Raw genomic sequence first — 17,404 nt, 5'->3', positions numbered from 1 at the left:
CACGTCTTTCGCACTGGTGCGCCATCCGGGCACCTGTTGCGTGTTGAGCTGAACCCGAACCAGAGTGACACCTGCCGTTCCATGTCTACATCCAGCAGCGACCCAGAAAAGACCTCTCCCGCCGATCTGTATCGCGATACGGTCTTTCTGCCCCGCACGTCCTTTCCCATGCGGGGGAACCTACCCAAACGGGAGCCAGACTGGCTGACCCGGTGGGCGGAAATTGGGCTGGATGAGCAGATTAAACAGCAGGCGGAAGGGCGTCAGACCTTCACGCTGCATGATGGCCCCCCCTATGCAAACGGACATCTGCATATCGGGCACGCGTTGAATAAGATCATCAAGGATGTGATCAACCGTGCTCACCGGATGTCCGGCTATGCCGTTCGGTACGTGCCGGGGTGGGATTGCCACGGCCTGCCCATTGAATGGAAGGTTGAGGAAGAATACCGCAAGGCCAAGCGGGACAAGGATTCCGTGCCTGTGCTGGAATTCCGTGCGGAATGTCGTGCCTATGCGGGCAAATGGCTGAACGTGCAGATGGAAGAATTCAAGCGGCTGGGGGTTCAGGCTGAATGGGCCAACCGCTACGCGACCATGGATTTTTCCTCCGAAGCAGCGATCGCGGAAGAAATTGGCCGGTTCCTGCTGAATGGCGGTCTGTATCGTGGCCTGCGTCCGGTTATGTGGAGCCCGGTTGAAAAGACCGCTCTGGCAGAAGCCGAGATCGAATATCACGATCATAAATCCACCACCATTCTGGTGGCCTTCCCGGTGGTGAAAGACCCGACCCCAGCCCATGCGCTGGCCGATGTCTCCGTGGTGATCTGGACCACCACGCCATGGACCATCCCCGGCAACCGGGCGCTGGCTTACGGGCCAGAGATCACTTACGTGGTGCTGCGGGTGGATGACACGGGTGAGGGCGCTCTGCTTGAACCGGGTGCCAAGGTGTTGGTGGCCGAAGCTCTAGTAGATGCCTTCTGCAAGGAAGCCCACGTTACCGCGCATCATGTGCTCTATACGCTGCCGGGCAGCGCGCTGGAGGGGGCCGTGTGTGCCCATCCGCTGCGTGGGGCCGGGTATGATTTTGATGTGCCCATGCTGCCGGGTGAGTTTGTCACCACGGAAGCAGGGACCGGCCTGGTTCATATGGCCCCGGCCCACGGTGAGGACGATTTCCGCCTGTGCCGCGCATATGATGTGGAAGTGCCCGAGGTTGTGCAGGACGATGGCACCTACGCGCCATGGGTGCCCGGTTTTGCCGGTGTGCATGTGTTCAAGGCGGCTGATGTTGTGTGCGCCACGCTGGCAGCCGTGATGGAACAGGCCAACGCAAACGGTCTGGCCCCGGCAGGGCTGGTGGCACGGGGTGAACTGGTTCATTCCTACCCGCATTCCTGGCGGTCCCGCGCGCCGGTGATCTACCGCGCCACGCCGCAATGGTTCATCCGCATGGATGGAGAAGGCGCACTCCGCAATAAGGCGCTGGACGCACTGGATGATGTTACCTTCGTGCCCGCACAGGCGCGGAACCGGCTGACCTCCATGATCCAGAACCGCCCGGACTGGTGCATCAGCCGCCAGCGCGCCTGGGGTGTGCCGATTGCCGTGTTTGTGGAAAAACGTACGGGCGAAGTCCTGCGTGACGCCACGGTGATGAAGCGTGTGGTTGATGCCTTCCGTGAGGAAGGGGCGGACGTCTGGTACAGCGCCCCGGCTTCCCGCTTCCTTGGCCCGGACCGTAACCCTGATGATTATGAACAGGTGTTCGATATTGTCGATGTGTGGTTCGAGAGTGGGTCCACCCATTCCTTCGTGCTGGGCCAGCCGGGTCTGAGCTTCCCGGCCGATCTCTATCTGGAAGGGTCTGACCAGCATCGCGGCTGGTTCCAGTCCTCTCTGCTTGAAAGTGTGGGCACGCGCGGCATCGCCCCGTTCAAGGCACTGGTGACCAACGGCTTTGTTCTGGATGAACAGGGCCGCAAAATGTCCAAGTCTCTGGGCAACGTGGTGGCCCCGCAGGACGTGAATGACAGTCTGGGTGCGGATATCCTGCGTCTGTGGGTCATGAATTCTGACACCAATGAAGATCTGCGCATTGGCAAGGAAATCCTGAAGCAGCAAGGCGAGCTCTATCGCCGCCTGCGCAATACACTGCGCTGGCTGCTTGGGGCGCTTGATGGCTACACGCCGGAAGAAGCCGTGCCATACGCAGAACTGCCGGAACTGGAACGCTGGGTTCTGCATCGTCTGACAGATCTGGGCGGCCTGATTGCCCGCGCGGTGGAAACGCATGAATGGGTTGGCGTCTATCCCGCCCTGCATGGCTTTTGCACAACTGATCTTTCCGCCTTTTACTTCGATATCCGCAAGGATGCGTTGTATTGCGATGCGCCAGACAGCCACCTGCGCCGTTCTGCCCGCACGGTGCTGGATCATCTGCACCGCTGCCTCACCACGTGGCTGGCGCCTGTGCTTGTGTTCACGGCGGAAGAAGCATGGACTGCCCGGTTTGGTGATGTGGAAAGCGTGCATCTTCAGGCGTTCCCGGACATGCCTGCGGAATGGAGTGACCCGGCACTGGATGAGCGCTGGGCTGGCCTGCGGGCCGTACGCCGTATCATCACCACCGAGATTGAAGGGGCACGGCGTGATGGCACGATCGGCTCTTCCCTTCAGGCGCAGGTGGAACTTACGCTTTCTCAGGAGGAAGCCGCGCATTTTGCCAATGTGAACTGGAACGAACTGGCCATTGTCTCCCACGTGGAGGTGATGATCGACCCGGAAAGCAACTCGGTTTACGTGGAGGGCTCGGAAGGCGGCACGCTGCATGGCGCGCCTGTTGTGCGGGCTGCCGAGGGTGAAAAATGCGTGCGGTGCTGGAAGGTGCTGCCCGAAACTGGCTCCCGGCCGGAATTCCCGGGCCTGTGCCTGCGCTGTGCGGATGTGGTGGAAACCACATTCAAGGCATCGGCTGTGTCTGCTGCTGCGGGGCAGGAGGGCGCGTGAGCAAACCCTTCATGCTTCGTCCCTTTGGTTTGGGGCTGCTGGTGCTGATGCTGGCGCTCTCGGCTGATCAGGTGAGCAAATACTGGATTCTGTATGGGCTGGACCTGCCCAACAAGGGATCCATTGCGCTGCTGCCGTTTCTCAACTTCACCATGGTCTGGAACCATGCCGTCACCTTTGGCATGTTTGGTGGCGTTGGCAATGCGGGCCGGGTGGTGTTTTCCGTGGTGGCGCTGGCGGTGGCCTGCTGCCTGCTGGTATGGATGGCCCGTACCCCCAGCAAGCTGACAGCCGCCTGCGTGGGGGCTATCACGGGCGGGGCCATAGGGAATGTAATAGACCGCGTGCGCTATGGTGCCGTGGTTGATTTTATTCATGCCCACGCTTTTGGGTGGTCATGGTATGTATTCAACGTTGCTGATTCCGCTATAGTGTGTGCGGTCTGCGTTCTGCTGGTGCAGAATGTCCTTATGGGCAGGCAGCAGCAGACGACATGAACAAAAGCAACCTGCCACTCTGGCAGGCTGGGCAGGAAGGATAAAAGGCAGAAGATGGCGCGCCGTGTCTCGACACTGATTTCTCCGCTGCTTCTTCTCGGCGGGTGTGCAATGCTGACCGGGTGTTCCGGTTCAGAAGCCGCACGTGCGTTCGGGCTCGAACGCAGTATGCCAGATGAATATACCGTCACCACGCGCGCGCCGCTTTCCATGCCGCCGATGGATGAACTGGCCAAGCCCGTCAGCGGTGCGGACCGCCCGCAGGACGAAAGTGAACGCCTGCAGGCGCTGGAAACCCTCTCCCCCGATGTGGCTCTGCATGGAGAAAGCGGCTCAACCAGCGAGGGCCAGAGCATGCTGGTCAGCTCCGCCACGGAAGCGTCTGATGCGCCGAATGAAGGTGAGCTTGGGCAGGCCGGGTCAGGCTTTGTGCAGCAGCTCATGTTCTGGAAAGGTGGCAAGGCAGGATCGGTTGTGGATGCGGATGAAGAAAACCGCCGCCTGAAAACCAATGCGGCCTTGGGCAACAAGCCCACAAAGGGGGTAACCCCCACACAGCATCCTCCCAAAAAAGGGTTGTTCTGATATAAGGGGTCTGATCATGTCAGACCCTTTTTTTTCTGCCCCTTCGCCTGAACCGGATAGCACGCTGCCACTGCGTCCTACGTTGCGCCGCCTGCCGGAAGTGCTGGTCAACCGCATTGCCGCAGGTGAGGTGATAGAACGCCCCGCCGCCGCACTGAAGGAACTGGTTGAAAACGCCATAGATGCCGGAGCCCGCAGGCTGGACGTAAGTCTGGAACGGGGCGGTATAGACCGCATTATCGTCACGGACGATGGGTGCGGCATGACGCCGGATGACCTGCTTCTGGCGGTGGAACGGCACTGCACCTCCAAACTTCAGGACGAATCGCTGGTGCATATCCGCACGCTGGGCTTCCGGGGAGAGGCGCTGCCCTCTATCGGCGCGGCGGCGCGGCTGACGATTACCTCCCGCACACCGGGGGAGACCGGCGCGTGGCGTATTCATGTTGAAGGCGGCAAGATCACGCCTCCAGAACCCAGTGCGGGTGCGCAAGGCACCAGCGTAGTGGTGGAAGATCTATTTTTTGCCACCCCGGCCCGCCGCAAGTTTCTGAAAAGCCCCCGCGTGGAGAGCAATCACGCCGAGAGTGTGGTGCGTCGCTTGGCGCTGGCCGTGCCGGAAACAGCTTTCTGCTTCACCATGGATGACCGGGTACTGTTTGATCTGCCTGCTCAGGATATGGCGGCGCGTGCGGCGGCTCTGCTGGGGGCGAACGAGGCCGATGGATTTCTGAGCATTCACGGCGAGCGGGATGGCATGGTGCTGTCCGGCTTTGCGTGTGGGCCGTCCGTGCATCGCGCCACAGCAGCGGGGCAGTTCATGCTGGTGAATGGCCGCCCGGTGGTGGACCCTGTGCTGCGGACGGCGGTGCGCGTGGCTTACCGGCGCGTGATCGAACCCGGTCGCCACCCCGTGGTGGCGCTGATGCTCACCATTCCGCCTGACCGGGTGGACGTGAACGTGCATCCGGCCAAGACAGAACTCCGTTTTGCAGATGAGGCATCCGTCCGCTCCCTCGTGATCGGCACGCTGACCCGTGCGCTGGAAGGGGGCGCGGGCAATGCTGGCGTAAGGCCCTCTTTCTCTGCCTTGAAGCCGGGACGGATCTGGTACCCGCCTGAAAAAAATGCGCCGCCTGTTGTGCCTGCTCCTGCGCCGGGACGCACAATTCTGCCCTTACGGTCCGGCTCAGGATTTGCGGAACCGCGTCTCGGTTTGGGGGACGCTCCAACCGCCCGCATGGTGTCGCCTTTCCAGCAAGGTGATGGTCAGACGGGGTGGGATGCCGGAACTGTGCCGTCAGGCTTTGCCCCAGCATCTCCCTCAGCAGAGGGGTCTTTCCCCGATAACGGGAGCGCACCAGCAGCGGGTGCTGGTGCGGGACACGTGCCCGACTCCATGCCTCATGACACGGCATATCAGCCTCTGGCGGAGCATCCGCTGGGGGCTGCGGTGGCGCAGGTGCTGGATACATATGTGATTGCCGTGGCGGCAGATGGCAGTCTGGTTCTGGTGGACCAGCACGCCGCGCATGAACGGCTGACCCATGAGCGCCTGCGCGAGCAGTTTCTGGGCGGCACGGTAACAGCCCAGCGTCTGCTGGTGCCTGACGTTGTGGAACTGCCCCGCCTGCAGGTGGAGTTGCTGGTCGCCAGACAGGCCATGCTCTCCAGACTGGGGATCGAGATTGAAGCCTTTGGGGGAGACGCCGTGCTGGTTCGGGCGTTGCCAGCCATGCTGAACAGCAGTGACGCCGTCGGTCTTCTGCGTGATCTGGCGGACGAACTGGAAGCGGATGAGAGCGGTAATCCAGACGAAATGCCATCACTGGATGGCAAACTGGATGCCGTGATTGCGCGTATGGCCTGCCACGGCAGTATCCGGGCCGGGCGGCGGCTGACTCGGGAGGAGATGGATGCCCTGCTGCGCCAGATGGAAGCCACGCCGCGCGCGGGTACATGCTCTCATGGACGGCCAACCTGGTTGAAACTGAGCAAAAAAGATCTGGAAAAACTGTTCGGCAGGCGTTGAAGACTGCGTGAGGACTGGCTGAAACAGCCGGTGCTCGGCGGAACGTGAACAGGGCTTGTCTGGTCTGGGCAGGTAAAAAGGCGCAGGTTGCGGATGATGTGATGCAACCCGGATGGTAAGAACACCGTGCACTCCACCCTGCTTTCCCTGATCACCTATCTTCCTCTGGCCGGGGCGTTACTGGCTTTTCTGTCTGGCGGCAGCGGCCCGGAAAAGGACCGCATTACCCGCTGGCTGGGGTTATGGACCAGCCTTGGTGTGCTGGGCCTGAGCGTGGTGATGTGGCTTGGCTTTGATCCCGGCCAGCCCGGTTTGCAGTATGAAGCGCGGTTAGGCTGGCTTTCAGAGTATGGCATTTCCTACCATACGGGGGTGGATGGCATTTCACTGGCCTTCATCCTGCTCACGGCCTTCCTGACCCCCTTGGCCATGGCGGCCGGGTGGCGCACGGTGCAGACGCAGGCGCGGGATTTTGTGGTGGCCATGCTGATACTGGAAACCGCCCTGTTTGGCGTGTTTTCCGCGCAGGATCTGGTGCTGTTCTATGTGTTTTATGAGGCCACGCTGATCCCTGCCAGCCTGATGATTGGCGTGTGGGGCGGGCCAAAGCGGGTGTGGGCCTCGCTTCAGTTTTTCCTGTTCACCTTTGGCGGATCACTGTTCATGCTGATCGCGCTGATTGTGATGTGGCTGCACGCGGGCACCACGGATATCCCTGCGCTGATGCAGGCCGGGTTCTCCTGGCAGTTGCAGATATGGCTGTTGCTGGCTTTTGTGCTGGCTTTTGGTGTCAAACTGCCGCTGTTCCCGCTGCATGCGTGGCTGCCTGACGCATATTCCGAGGCTCCTGCTCCAGCATCTGCCATGTTGTCCGGCGTGCTGTCCAAAACAGGTGCCTATGGTCTGTTGCGGTTTGGGGTGCTGATGTTCCCGGATGCCGCCCATGCCTTTGCGCCTTACGTGCTGGCGCTGGGTGTTGTGGCTATTATCTACGCCGCATTCATCGCCTTTGCGCAGACAGACATGAAACGCGTGATTGCGTATTCCTCTTTCTCGCATATGGGCATGATCGCGGTGGGACTGTTCACCCTCACGGCTGAGGGCGTTGATGGCGCAATCTTTCAGATGCTCTCCCACGGGGTGGTGATTGCGGCACTGTTCTTCTGTGTCTCTGCCGTGGCGTGGCGGTCTGAAACGCGTCAGATTGACGCGCTGGGTGGCGTTGCCCGCCAGATGCCCGTTCTGGCCCTGCTGACCATGCTGTTCACCATGGCCAATGTCGGCCTGCCCGGTACTGGCTCCTTTGTAGGGGAACTTCTGGTGCTGATGGGGGCTATTCATGTGTCTTTCTGGGTCGCTCTGCTGGCTGGTAGCACCATGATCATGGGGGCTGTTTACATGCTCAGCCTGTATCGTCGGGTGCTGTTTGGCAGCGTCAAAGGCACTGTTGGGCTGCTGCGGGATCTGACCCCGGCTGAAATTGCCGTGCTGGCTCCGCTGGCCATTGTCACTCTCTGGATGGGTATTCACCCAGGCAGCTTCACCCGCCTCTTTGATCCCGTGGTCATGCAGAGCATGGCAACCGGCGCGCAAAACGTGGCGGCTGCATCAGCCCATGCGGCTACCCAACTTGCAGCTCGGTAACGGTGTTAAGCAAAGGTGCTTTCTGCACCCGCTTGCGAGTTAGAGGCTTGTCTGCCGTGGTGGTTGGACTGGATATCCGTAAGGATGCAAGAAGGACCTGAACAGCCAAGTCCGAAGACATAAGTGGGGCTTCCGTCCCATCTTTCTGCCTCTGCTCAAAAAATCCTGAATATTTTGCAGTTTGATAGCTCAACCAGTCTCTTGCTGCTTTATCCACGCAGGTCTGGGGAGCATTGAGGGTGTGCGGAGAAACTTTCTTTATTTAAAAATCCTTTTTTATCATTTTTTCGAAGTCGAAGTCGAAGTCGAAGTCGAAGTCGAAGTCGAAGTCGAAGCTGGAAGAAAGGGCTGCGGAGGGAAAAGGGAGGGGCTCTGCTCCTGCTGTATGACCTATTAGAAGCAGGATCGTTATTGCGGTGCTTCAGGCAGATCGGGGAGGGAGGATCTCTTGCCCGGCGTCAGGACTGTTCCGGCAGAAGCCATGGCTATGAGCAGAATGCCACCCAGCCGAGGCAAGGAGAGCGTTTCATGCAGCAGTAAAATCCCGGCCAGTGCGGCACAGACAGGCTCAAGGCTGTAAAGCACTCCTAGATCACGGGCGGAAAGGCGATGCATGGCCTGCATTTCCAGTGCGTAAGGCAGAGCCGATGAGCAGATGGCGACGATAACGCTAAGCGCCAACATGGAGGGCTGCATGACGCCTATGGCCACGGCAGGCAGAAAGCAGGGCACAAACAGAACGATGCTGCCACACAGCAGGCCAAGAGCAGAGGCGTTCCCGGCAGAAAGCTTGCCTGTCAGCCGTTTTCCAAAAACAATATAAAGCGCCCAGAACAGGGCCGCCCCCAGAGCAAACAGCACGCCAATCAGATCAGGCGGTGTGGAGGAAGAGGGCCTGAGCAACAGCACCAAACCCGCGATGGTGACAGCCAGCCATGCCACATCGCTCAGGCGGCGGGAGCCGATAAAGGCCAGAAGCAGTGGGCCGGTGAATTCAATGGCGACTGTCATGCCAAGCGGAATGCGTTCCAGTGCCAGATAGAAACACAGGTTCATGGCAGCCGTTGCCAGCCCGTAGGGAAAAACAAACCGCAAGGCGCGCCAGGACACAACGTTCCAGCTTCGGTACACACACACCAGCACAACAGCCGCGAAGCAGGTACGCAGCCCTACCATGCCTTCCGCACCAAAGACCGGGAAAAGGAATTTGGCGGTAGAAGACCCGAATTGAAGGCAGATCATGCTGCCAATCAACTGGCTGAGCGCCGTAACCCGTTCCCTGACCGATATAGGGCTCGGCGTGGTGCTCATATGGTGGAGAGGAAGAAAAGAGCCATAAACAGAAGCTTTCAGGTGGAGGGGCGGGTTACACGTCCAGCAATTCACCCACGGATTGCGCATGTTCCTGAATGAAGGCGAAGCGAAGCTCCGGTTTGCGGCCCATAAGGCTTTCTACTCGTTCACGGGTAGCCAGACGATCTTCCGGAGGGGCCACAACGCGCAGCAGGGTGCGGCGGGATGGGTCCATGGTGGTGTTTTTAAGATCAGCCGGGGGCATTTCCCCCAGACCTTTAAAACGGGACACATCAATCTTGCCTTTGGCTTTGAACTCGGTCTTGAGCTTCCGTTCCCGGTCTGCATCATCCATGGCGTAAACGGAACGTGCGCCCTGTGTCAGCCGGTAGAGCGGCGGCTGGGCAAGATAGAGATGCCCATTGCGGATCAGATCCGGCAATTCCCGATAGAAGAACGTCATGAGCAGGGAGGCAATGTGGGCACCGTCCACATCTGCGTCAGTCATGATGATCACACGGCCATAGCGCAGCTTGGAAAGGTCAAACCGATCTCCTGACCCACAGCCAAGCGCTTCAATCAGGTCGCGGAGTTCCTGATTCGCCCGCAGTTTTTCCGTGGTGGCGCTGGCCACGTTCAGAATTTTACCACGAAGGGGCAGAACGGCCTGCGTTTCGCGGTTACGAGCCTGCTTGGCGGAGCCGCCAGCCGAGTCGCCTTCCACCAGAAAGATTTCGGTTTCATCCGCACGTTCGCGGGTGCAGTCCGTCAGCTTGCCGGGCAGGCGCAGGCGGCGGGTGGCGCTTTTGCGCGGTGTGTCCTTCTGTTCGCGCCGGCGCAGGCGTTCTTCCGCCCGCTCAATCACAAAGCCCAGCAGAGCATCCGCCTGAGGAGGGTTTTGTGCCAACCAGTGGTCAAAACGGTCTCGCAGAGCGGTTTCAACAAGCTTGCTGGCTTCTGAAGAGGTCAGTTTTTCTTTGGTTTGGCCCTGAAACTGAGGGTCACGGATAAAGACGGAGAGCTTCGCGGCAATCATGCCCAACACGTCTTCTGCCGTGATGGAGGCAGCTTTCTTATTAGAACGCTGGTCTCCCCATGCGCGGAGTCCCTTTACCAGCGCGTTCCGGAATCCGTTCTCATGCGTACCACCCTGTGGGGTGGGAATGGTATTGCAGTAGGATGCCAGCGTTGCTGTGCCGCCTTCCAGAAAGGCGACAGCCCATTCTACGCGGCCATTATCCGTGCCATCGGCTGCTGGGGGGAGGGCAGCATCCCCTGCCCACAGAGGCGTGAGCAGCGGTGCTTTGGGGCCGAGTTCATCCGTCAGGCTGTCTGCCAACCCGCCGGGAAAGTGCAGAACGGCCTCGGTGGGGGTGTCATCCCCGCTTTTGATCAGGGAAGGATCACAGGTCCAGCGGATGGTTACGCCACGGAACAGGAACGCCTTGGAACGGCAGAGCTTATACAGCCGGGAGGGTGAAAAATGGTGAGAACCAAAAATCTGGGAATCCGGCACAAAGGAAATCTGTGTGCCGCGCCGGTTCTGGGTCGGGCCGATTTTCTCCAGCGGCGTGACGGGAATACCGCGCTCATACACCTGCTGCCACACAGCGCGGTCACGTGCGATTTCCACTTCCATGCGGGAGGACAGGGCGTTCACTACGGAGGACCCTACTCCGTGCAGGCCGCCTGATGTGGCATAGGCCTTGCCGGAGAACTTTCCGCCTGCATGCAGGGTGGTCAGAATAACTTCCAGTGCGGAGCGATCTGGAAAGCGGGGGTGAGGATCAACCGGAATGCCGCGACCATTATCCCGTATGGTCAGCTTGTCTCCTGGGTCCAGAGAGACATCAATAGTGGAAGCGTGGCCCGCCACGGCTTCATCCATTGCGTTATCAAGAACTTCCGCAGCCAGATGGTGCAGGGCGGTTTCATCCGTGCCGCCAATATACATGCCGGGGCGGCGGCGTACGGGCTCCAGCCCTTCAAGAACTTCAATGGCGCTGGCGTCATAGGCCTGCGTGTTGCCTGCCTCTGTTCTGGCGGCGGAAGAGGCCGCCGTCTTTCCGGCAGGTTTACGGGGCGGAGGGGGCTCGGAAAACAGGTCGCTCATGGGTAAGGTCTGTCCCGCTTTGCCGATGATTCGTCAAGCAGAAGCATTAACAGGTTTGCGGAATAGGGCGGACGGAAAAAGAGGAATGCTTTTGAAAAACCGGGCGGAAAACAGGAGCCCACAAAAAACTAAGGCCGCATGAGAGCGGCCTTAAATGTGTCTGGTCGTGAAAGAGCCCGGTTCAGGCGCGGCGGGTGCTACGTGTACGGCGTGCCGGGCGGGAGGGGCGGCTGCTGTTGGAAGCCGGTGCGGCACAGGTTTCAAAGGACGCAGGCTGCGTGATGTCCTTGGCTTCCGTGTAGTTGGACAGATCTTCCGTGGTGTCCAGCGCGTTGACTTCATCAAACATGGCCATGCGCTGCTGGCAGAAGATGGTGCCCGCGGAAAGCCCTTTTTCTGACTGCACGTTGGCCAGTTGGGTGATGTAATCATCATGCTCGCGCTGGGCGCTGCGGCCGTAGGTGGAGCGGAAATAGGTGTTCAGCTTCTGTTCTTCATTCAGCAGATTGCTGCGGAACTTGGCAACGAAGGAGTTGTAGCGTTCCTGCGCGTTGCAGGAGAGAGCGGTTACCATCAGTTCGCTTTTGAGAGCCTGCACCGCAAAAGCTTCATGCGCGGAGGAGTGGCCGCAGGGGGTTGCGGCAAGGCTGTAAGAACTGTGCAGCACGCCCGCAGCAAACACACCGGCGGCCAGAAGACGGGAAAAAGAAGACATGCGGTTCCTCCGATATATGCTGGAACGGGCCTCCCTCATCACTTTAAGGTGTTCCCTGTCGCGCAGCGTATGTAACGGTCTCTTCAAGGTTTGACGAAACGAAATAGCGTATTCAGCAGAGAAAGATACAGGTAATTTTTCATACCGCATCTCAGCTTTTCTGAAGGGCGTTTCCGCCTTCAGAGCAGGGTGGTGCGGCAGATGGTCATACGTACGGACACAAAGCGCGAATTTGGGGCAAAATAATGTTTTTGTTGTTCCGGCGGCAGGCGGGAACCTGATGTGTGATGATGGGGCCTCTTATGCCTCTTTCTTCCTTGCGCGGGATGTTCTAAACGCAAAAGCGAATCATGGCGTGCAGGGCATCGGGGCAGGGCGAGAGCATCTGTCGATAGACCTTGGAACGCGCAGGGTTCATCCTTTTTATTATTTAAGCGGAGCTGACGAGTGCGCTTGCGAGGAATTGCCGTTCTGGCGCTAACTGGTGGTATGCTTGCCGGCTGTGCGACAACAAGCGGCCCTGTTCAGGTTGGAACCCCCAACCCGTTCGGGTATATGAAGAAGTCGGCCGTATGTAGCACAACACCCATCAAGACGGGTGCGGATGGCCAGATGTCCACAACCATGACTGTCCGGTCCGATGATGGACTGTGCGAGCTGAAAATCTCGCAGCCTTCAGGCAAGTCTTATGCCTCCTTCGGTGTGTCCCCTGCGCCGGAACACGGTAAGGCGTTTCTGTACAGCCTGGATCGGGACACCCACGTAACCTACACCCCCACCATGGGGTATGCGGGCACGGATACCTTCACGGTTATTCTGGTGCCGGGGCAGGGTGAAAAACGGACCCGCCTGACGGTAACGGCTCAGGTTGATGCAACTGGTGTTGTGCTGCCCCGCCCTGTTGTGCCAGCGGTAACAGCCCCCACCGAAACCAAGAAGACCACCACGACACGCCGTCGTGTAACGGCCCGCAAGAAATAATTTTTTCTGACAGAGCAGGCCGAGGTCTGTTCTGTCAGTGTTCTGCGGTTACAAAAAAGCGCGTCTGGCTTCCTGTAGCCCAGACGCGCTTTTTTTGTTTCCCCCTCCGCCCGAACGCGTTTTCTAAAACCACGCGTGAGGAGGGGGCTTGACGAGAGATAACTGACCTCAAAGGCAGAATGCCTGAGGCAGTGGGCCGAAAAAGAGTGGTGTCAGATGTAGAAAAGCACGTCTGACACTGGAGAGTGTCTTAGATTGAGAACGTGATGGGTTCGCTCAACGGACGCTTCAGGCCAGAGCTTTCCGCTTTTTTCACCAGATCATCCAGACTGGTCTTTTTCATCTGGATGGTCAGTTCCTTGTCAAACAGCTTCCAGCTTGGCTCAATGACTTTGGTGAACAGGGGCCCCTGTGGTCCATCATCTCCCCCCTGATCATCCTGTGTCACGGCATTGATGATATCTACCAGAGAGATATCACGCCGGGGGCGGCCAAGCCGATACCCGCCACGGGGGCCACGGATACTTTCCAGCAGGCTGGAACGGGAAAGCGCCTGAAGAAGGGGTTCAATACCCCGGCGGGCCAGATTGGATCGTTCTGCAATATCGGCTGCGCTGACTGTGCCAGAACGTCCGGCATGGAAAGCAACATCCAGCATGATAAGCACGGCAGTCATGGCTCTATCACGGCGCAGGATCATGGGCCTGTTTCCTTTCACCTCAAAAAAAGGCAAATGTAGTGGTATGTCTTCGTTAGCTTGACATATAGCAGGGGAAGTCAGATTTATCTACGTAGTTCATTCGTATTATACTGATGCCAGTTGTGCTGACAAATAAAAAGGCGGGTTCATGACAGTTTCTGATCGTTCTGTTGAAAACTACGGTTTTGCCGCACCGCGCGGACAGATTTACGAGTCTATCGTCAATGTGGTTGGCGGAACGCCGCTGGTGGCGCTGCCGCACATCACAGAGGAAGACAAGCTGAAAGCCCGCGTGCTGCTCAAACTCGAGTTTTTCAATCCGCTCGGATCAGTAAAGGACCGTATTGGTGCGGCCATGATTCTTTCTGCGGAAAGGGAAGGGCGCATTGTTCCCGGCCGCACGGTGCTGGTGGAACCTACCTCTGGAAATACGGGTATTTCTCTGGCGTTTGTTGCTGCGGCCCGTGGCTACCGCCTGATTGTCACCATGCCAGAAGGCGCTTCCATTGAACGCCGACGGATGTTGCGCCTGATGGACGCACAGGTTGAACTCACCCCCTCACGCCTTGGCATGGCCGGTGCGATTGCCCGCGCTAACGAGATTGTTGCCGAAACGCCGGACGCATGGATGCCGGACCAGTTTGATAACGAGGCTAACCCGGCCGTGCATGCTGCCACTACGGCAGAAGAAATCTGGGCGGATACCAATGGCAAGGTTGATGTGGTTGTGGCTGGTGTTGGCACCGGCGGCACCGCAACCGGCATTGCAGAAGCTCTAAAGCCGCGCCGCAAAGGTTTGCAGGTATTTGGGGTGGAACCAGTTGAAAGTGCCATTCTGAACGGTGATGAACCTGGCCCACACGGTATTCAGGGCATCGGCCCCGGTTTCTGTCCGGCTACGCTTCATACCAAATCTCTGGATGGCGTGCTGACGGTATCCGAACGTGAAGCCATTGCCGCAGCACGGCGGTGTGCGCGTCTGGATGGTATTCCGGTGGGTATTTCTTCCGGTGCAGCCTTGCATGCCGCGCTCCAGCTTGCCCAGAAGCCTGCCTATAAAAACAAGACCATTGTTGTGATTACGCCGTCTTTTGCGGAGCGTTATCTCTCCACATCGTTGTTTAACGGACTGTAAAAACAGCACCCGTTTGCCTGAAAAACGCTGGTTCCTTTACGGGGCCAGCGTTTTTTGTGCGCCACGATCTTTCCGCGCTGGGTATCGCCCCTTCTCGCACTGTCTTTTTCGGCATCCTTTTCCATCACCAGACACCGGCTGGCTGCGTTTCCGCTCTGGCTGGGGTGGAGGGGGACTTGTGGAGTCCTTCTCAACATGGTGCTTGAGCCAGTGTGTAGGACGCCTTTCTTTTAGGGAAGAGGAGCAGTCTGGAACAGAGTGATGCGTAACCCTCCATGGGGCACTGGTGCGGCAGGAGGCAGGAAGGGCAGGCCAGTTGCGTAGGCCAAGGTCGGCTCACTGGTCACCATTCCTACCCGCCAGCCGGAGAAGCGCTCTCGCATGGTTTGTCCAAACGCCCGATAAAGAGCCGCAAGTTGCGCCTTGTCTCCCAGCCGGGTGCCGTAAGGCGGATTGGTGATGACTAATCCTGTCGGGCCGTCTGGAGGTGTGAGGGTACTTATTGTTTGCTGGGTAAAGGTGGTGCAGCCGGTCACATCAGCTCGTTCCGCATTGGCGCGGCTCATGGCTATGGCTCCGGCATCACGGTCACTACCGTAGAAATGGGCGGTGGGTGTGCGGCTGCTTTTAACAGCGCGCATCTGCTGCCATGCCTCAATGTTGAACGAGACCAGATGTTCAAAGGCAAAATGGCGGGTGCGGCCCGGATTGAGCCGTGCCGCGATTTCTGCCGCTTCAATCACAAAGGTTCCAGATCCACACATGGGGTCCAGCACAGGTTCCGCGCCGGTGTACCCACATTGGAGCAGGAACAGGGACGCCATGGTTTCTCGCAAAGGGGCGCGATTGACGGCCTCTTTATGGCCGCGCTTATGCAGGAGATCGCCGGATGTATCGATACTGATGGTGCAGACATTCTGTTCAATGCGGGCCTTCAGCACAATTTCCGCATCTGGTGCCTGGGGTGCGCCCAACGTTTTTTCAATGGCGTTGGCAATGCGCTCGGCGGCGGCTCCTGCATGATAGATGCGCGAGCCTGCGCAGGAGGCTTCTACCCGGAAAGGAACATCAGGCCGTAGAATATCCGCCCACGCCACCTGCCGCGTACGGCGCTCCAGTTGGGAGAGGTGCAAGGCTGGAAAAGAGACGATTCGCGCCAGCACGCGGCTTGCGCCACGCACCCACAAATTGGCGCGCCAGACTTCTGGCCAGCCCCCTTTTATGGTGACACCCCCGGGGACAGCCGTGGGTTTCTTGAACCCTTTCAGGCGCACTTCAGAGCACAGCACGGATTCCAGACCCGGTGTGGTGGCAAGAAAAATCTCGAAATCAGCCTGTTTTGTCATGGCGTCTGAATGGCAGGAACGGACGAGGAGAGCAATGCAGGGCGCAAGACTAAAAAGCCGCTCTGGCAGGGCACCAGAGCGGCTTTCAAAAAAGGGAGGAGGCAGACGCCCGTTTTAGCGGAAAATAATTTCCACCCGGCGGTTCTGCGGTTCCTTGGTATTGGGGCCTGTTGGCACCAGAGGATTGCTTTCCCCATAGCCATGAATATCGATGGTGGCGCCGGGCACACCGTCCCGCATCAGTTCGGCTTTAACAATTTCCGCACGGCGCAGAGAGAGCTTCATGTTGTAAGCCTCCCCACGTTTCTGACCCGGAAAAGCGGAAGAGTTGTCCGTATAGCCTGAAACGGTAATGCGCGTCAGGTTGGTGTGGGTAGAAGCCTGCGCGGCAACAGAGACAATGGAACGGGCGCGGTCTGTCAGGTCCGATTTATCCCAGTCAAAAAACACCAGATAGCTGCGCGCCGCCTGTGGAGCCGGAGCAGCCTGTTCAGCAGGCGGCGGCGGGGGAGGCGGTGCAGGGTTAAATTCGTACCGCAGGCCCAGCATCAGCGAGTGGTTGAAATCGGTTTTTGTGTCGCGGTTGCCGCTGGCAAAGCTGTATGGCTTGCTCTGGTTGGCCCCCCCAATGGTGCCCCATGCCGTTGCGCCATGAGACTGCGGACCAAGCATGGTCCAGAACCGGTATTCCGCCGTAAAGGACAGGCCAACCACCCATGGGGTGGGGAAGGCCAGACCAAAAATGCCCTGATACGCAAAATTGCCGAACGTGCCGCCAATATGCTGGTTAAACTGATTACCCGGTGCGGTCACGGTGGTGTTTAGATGGGTCCAGCCATACCCGATGCCTGCTCCAAAATACGGGAACAGCCAGGGCTTGCCGATATCCATGTCAAACAGGGCGTTGGCCATTACGCCATAGGTCTCACGCCGCCCATCAGCACGGCTGCTCAGCGTGTTGGTGACAAAGCGTGAATACGCCATGGAGCGGTAATCCCCCTCCACTTCAACGCGGAACCCATTCCCAAGACCGTAGCCGATAGACCCGATTCCGGTGCCGCCGGTGTGCCAGCGGTCCCGTCCATCAGGAAACATGGGGGAAGTTCTGACGCGTTGATCCTGATTGAAGGTAGCTCCGCCTTCACCTGCAATATACAGCCCCTGCACGGGCTGAGCCATTGCCGGGGCGGCAAACAGCAGGAAGCCAGCGACAAGCGGCGCAGAAAGCAGTGATTGCGCGAGGAGGCCTTGGCGCAGCTTCATGTTCTTCTCCCTGCTGTGGCACTGTTTCCGCAGTGACCGGGCATCACGATATTGGTGCGTATAAAGCACATATGCCTGCCTTCTTTGC

At 58.8% G+C, this 17,404-nt stretch carries 13 protein-coding genes; 7 read left to right on the top strand and 6 right to left on the bottom strand.

Features of this window, described 5'->3' with window-relative positions; all coding sequences use genetic code 11:
- Positions 1 to 81 precede the first annotated feature (81 nt).
- From ileS to QWU00_RS02445, 5 genes are all read left to right on the top strand, one after another.
- Positions 82 to 3,012, top strand: coding sequence for an isoleucine--tRNA ligase (ileS, locus tag QWU00_RS02465; protein ID WP_035379382.1), 2,931 nt, complete (start codon positions 82 to 84; stop codon positions 3,010 to 3,012).
- Between the two features lie 11 nt (positions 3,013 to 3,023).
- Entirely contained in the window at positions 3,024 to 3,509 is a 486-nt protein-coding gene (gene lspA, locus QWU00_RS02460) for a signal peptidase II (RefSeq protein WP_035379489.1), read from the top strand.
- Between the two features lie 54 nt (positions 3,510 to 3,563).
- Entirely contained in the window at positions 3,564 to 4,094 is a 531-nt protein-coding gene (locus tag QWU00_RS02455; RefSeq protein ID WP_035379380.1) for a DUF3035 domain-containing protein, read from the top strand.
- Between the two features lie 16 nt (positions 4,095 to 4,110).
- On the top strand, positions 4,111 to 6,126 hold the full coding sequence (mutL, locus tag QWU00_RS02450; protein WP_052051283.1) for a DNA mismatch repair endonuclease MutL: 2,016 nt from the start codon (positions 4,111 to 4,113) through the stop codon (positions 6,124 to 6,126).
- 126 nt (positions 6,127 to 6,252) lie between these two features.
- Positions 6,253 to 7,770 (top strand): complex I subunit 4 family protein, encoded by a 1,518-nt coding sequence (locus QWU00_RS02445; RefSeq protein ID WP_035379378.1) that lies wholly within the window; start codon positions 6,253 to 6,255, stop codon positions 7,768 to 7,770.
- 408 nt (positions 7,771 to 8,178) lie between these two features.
- On the opposite strand, the gene QWU00_RS02440 is transcribed toward QWU00_RS02445, so the two are convergent.
- The 3 genes from QWU00_RS02440 to QWU00_RS02430 form a co-directional block, all read right to left on the bottom strand.
- The gene (locus tag QWU00_RS02440) at positions 8,179 to 9,081 is read right to left on the bottom strand and encodes an EamA family transporter (RefSeq protein WP_035379485.1); all 903 of its coding nucleotides are present in this window, start codon (positions 9,079 to 9,081) and stop codon (positions 8,179 to 8,181) included.
- Positions 9,082 to 9,136: 55 nt separating this feature from the next.
- Positions 9,137 to 11,176: a DNA topoisomerase IV subunit B gene (gene parE / locus QWU00_RS02435; RefSeq protein ID WP_035379376.1), complete on the bottom strand. Its 2,040-nt coding sequence runs from the start codon at positions 11,174 to 11,176 to the stop codon at positions 9,137 to 9,139.
- Positions 11,177 to 11,357: 181 nt separating this feature from the next.
- Positions 11,358 to 11,891, bottom strand: coding sequence for a hypothetical protein (locus QWU00_RS02430; protein ID WP_035379374.1), 534 nt, complete (start codon positions 11,889 to 11,891; stop codon positions 11,358 to 11,360).
- A 447-nt stretch (positions 11,892 to 12,338) separates the two neighbouring features.
- Here QWU00_RS02430 and QWU00_RS02425 point away from each other — a divergent pair, with 447 nt between their 5' ends.
- A complete protein-coding gene (locus QWU00_RS02425) occupies positions 12,339 to 12,872 on the top strand; it encodes an Ig-like domain-containing protein (protein WP_035379372.1) in 534 nt (177 codons plus the stop codon).
- 250 nt (positions 12,873 to 13,122) lie between these two features.
- Here the strand turns inward: QWU00_RS02425 and QWU00_RS02420 are convergent, their stop codons facing one another.
- Positions 13,123 to 13,572 carry an RrF2 family transcriptional regulator gene (locus tag QWU00_RS02420; RefSeq protein ID WP_035379370.1) on the bottom strand — a complete coding sequence of 150 codons (450 nt, stop codon included), beginning with the start codon at positions 13,570 to 13,572 and terminating at the stop codon, positions 13,123 to 13,125.
- A gap of 148 nt (positions 13,573 to 13,720) precedes the next feature.
- On the opposite strand from QWU00_RS02420, the gene cysK reads away from it, so the two are divergent.
- Entirely contained in the window at positions 13,721 to 14,707 is a 987-nt protein-coding gene (cysK, locus tag QWU00_RS02415) for a cysteine synthase A (RefSeq protein WP_035379368.1), read from the top strand.
- Positions 14,708 to 14,937: 230 nt separating this feature from the next.
- Here the strand turns inward: cysK and QWU00_RS02410 are convergent, their stop codons facing one another.
- A complete protein-coding gene (locus QWU00_RS02410) occupies positions 14,938 to 16,053 on the bottom strand; it encodes a THUMP domain-containing class I SAM-dependent RNA methyltransferase (protein WP_035379366.1) in 1,116 nt (371 codons plus the stop codon).
- 114 nt (positions 16,054 to 16,167) lie between these two features.
- Complete coding sequence (locus tag QWU00_RS02405) at positions 16,168 to 17,316, bottom strand: OmpA family protein (RefSeq protein WP_035379365.1); 1,149 nt, start codon at positions 17,314 to 17,316, stop codon at positions 16,168 to 16,170.
- Between the last annotated feature and the right edge of the window lie 88 nt (positions 17,317 to 17,404).

Source organism: Acetobacter tropicalis (assembly GCF_030644465.1).
Taxonomy (GTDB): Bacteria; Pseudomonadota; Alphaproteobacteria; order Acetobacterales; family Acetobacteraceae; genus Acetobacter; species Acetobacter tropicalis.
Note: the sequence above shows the minus strand (reverse complement) of the source record. Positions and strands in the feature narration are given on the sequence as shown.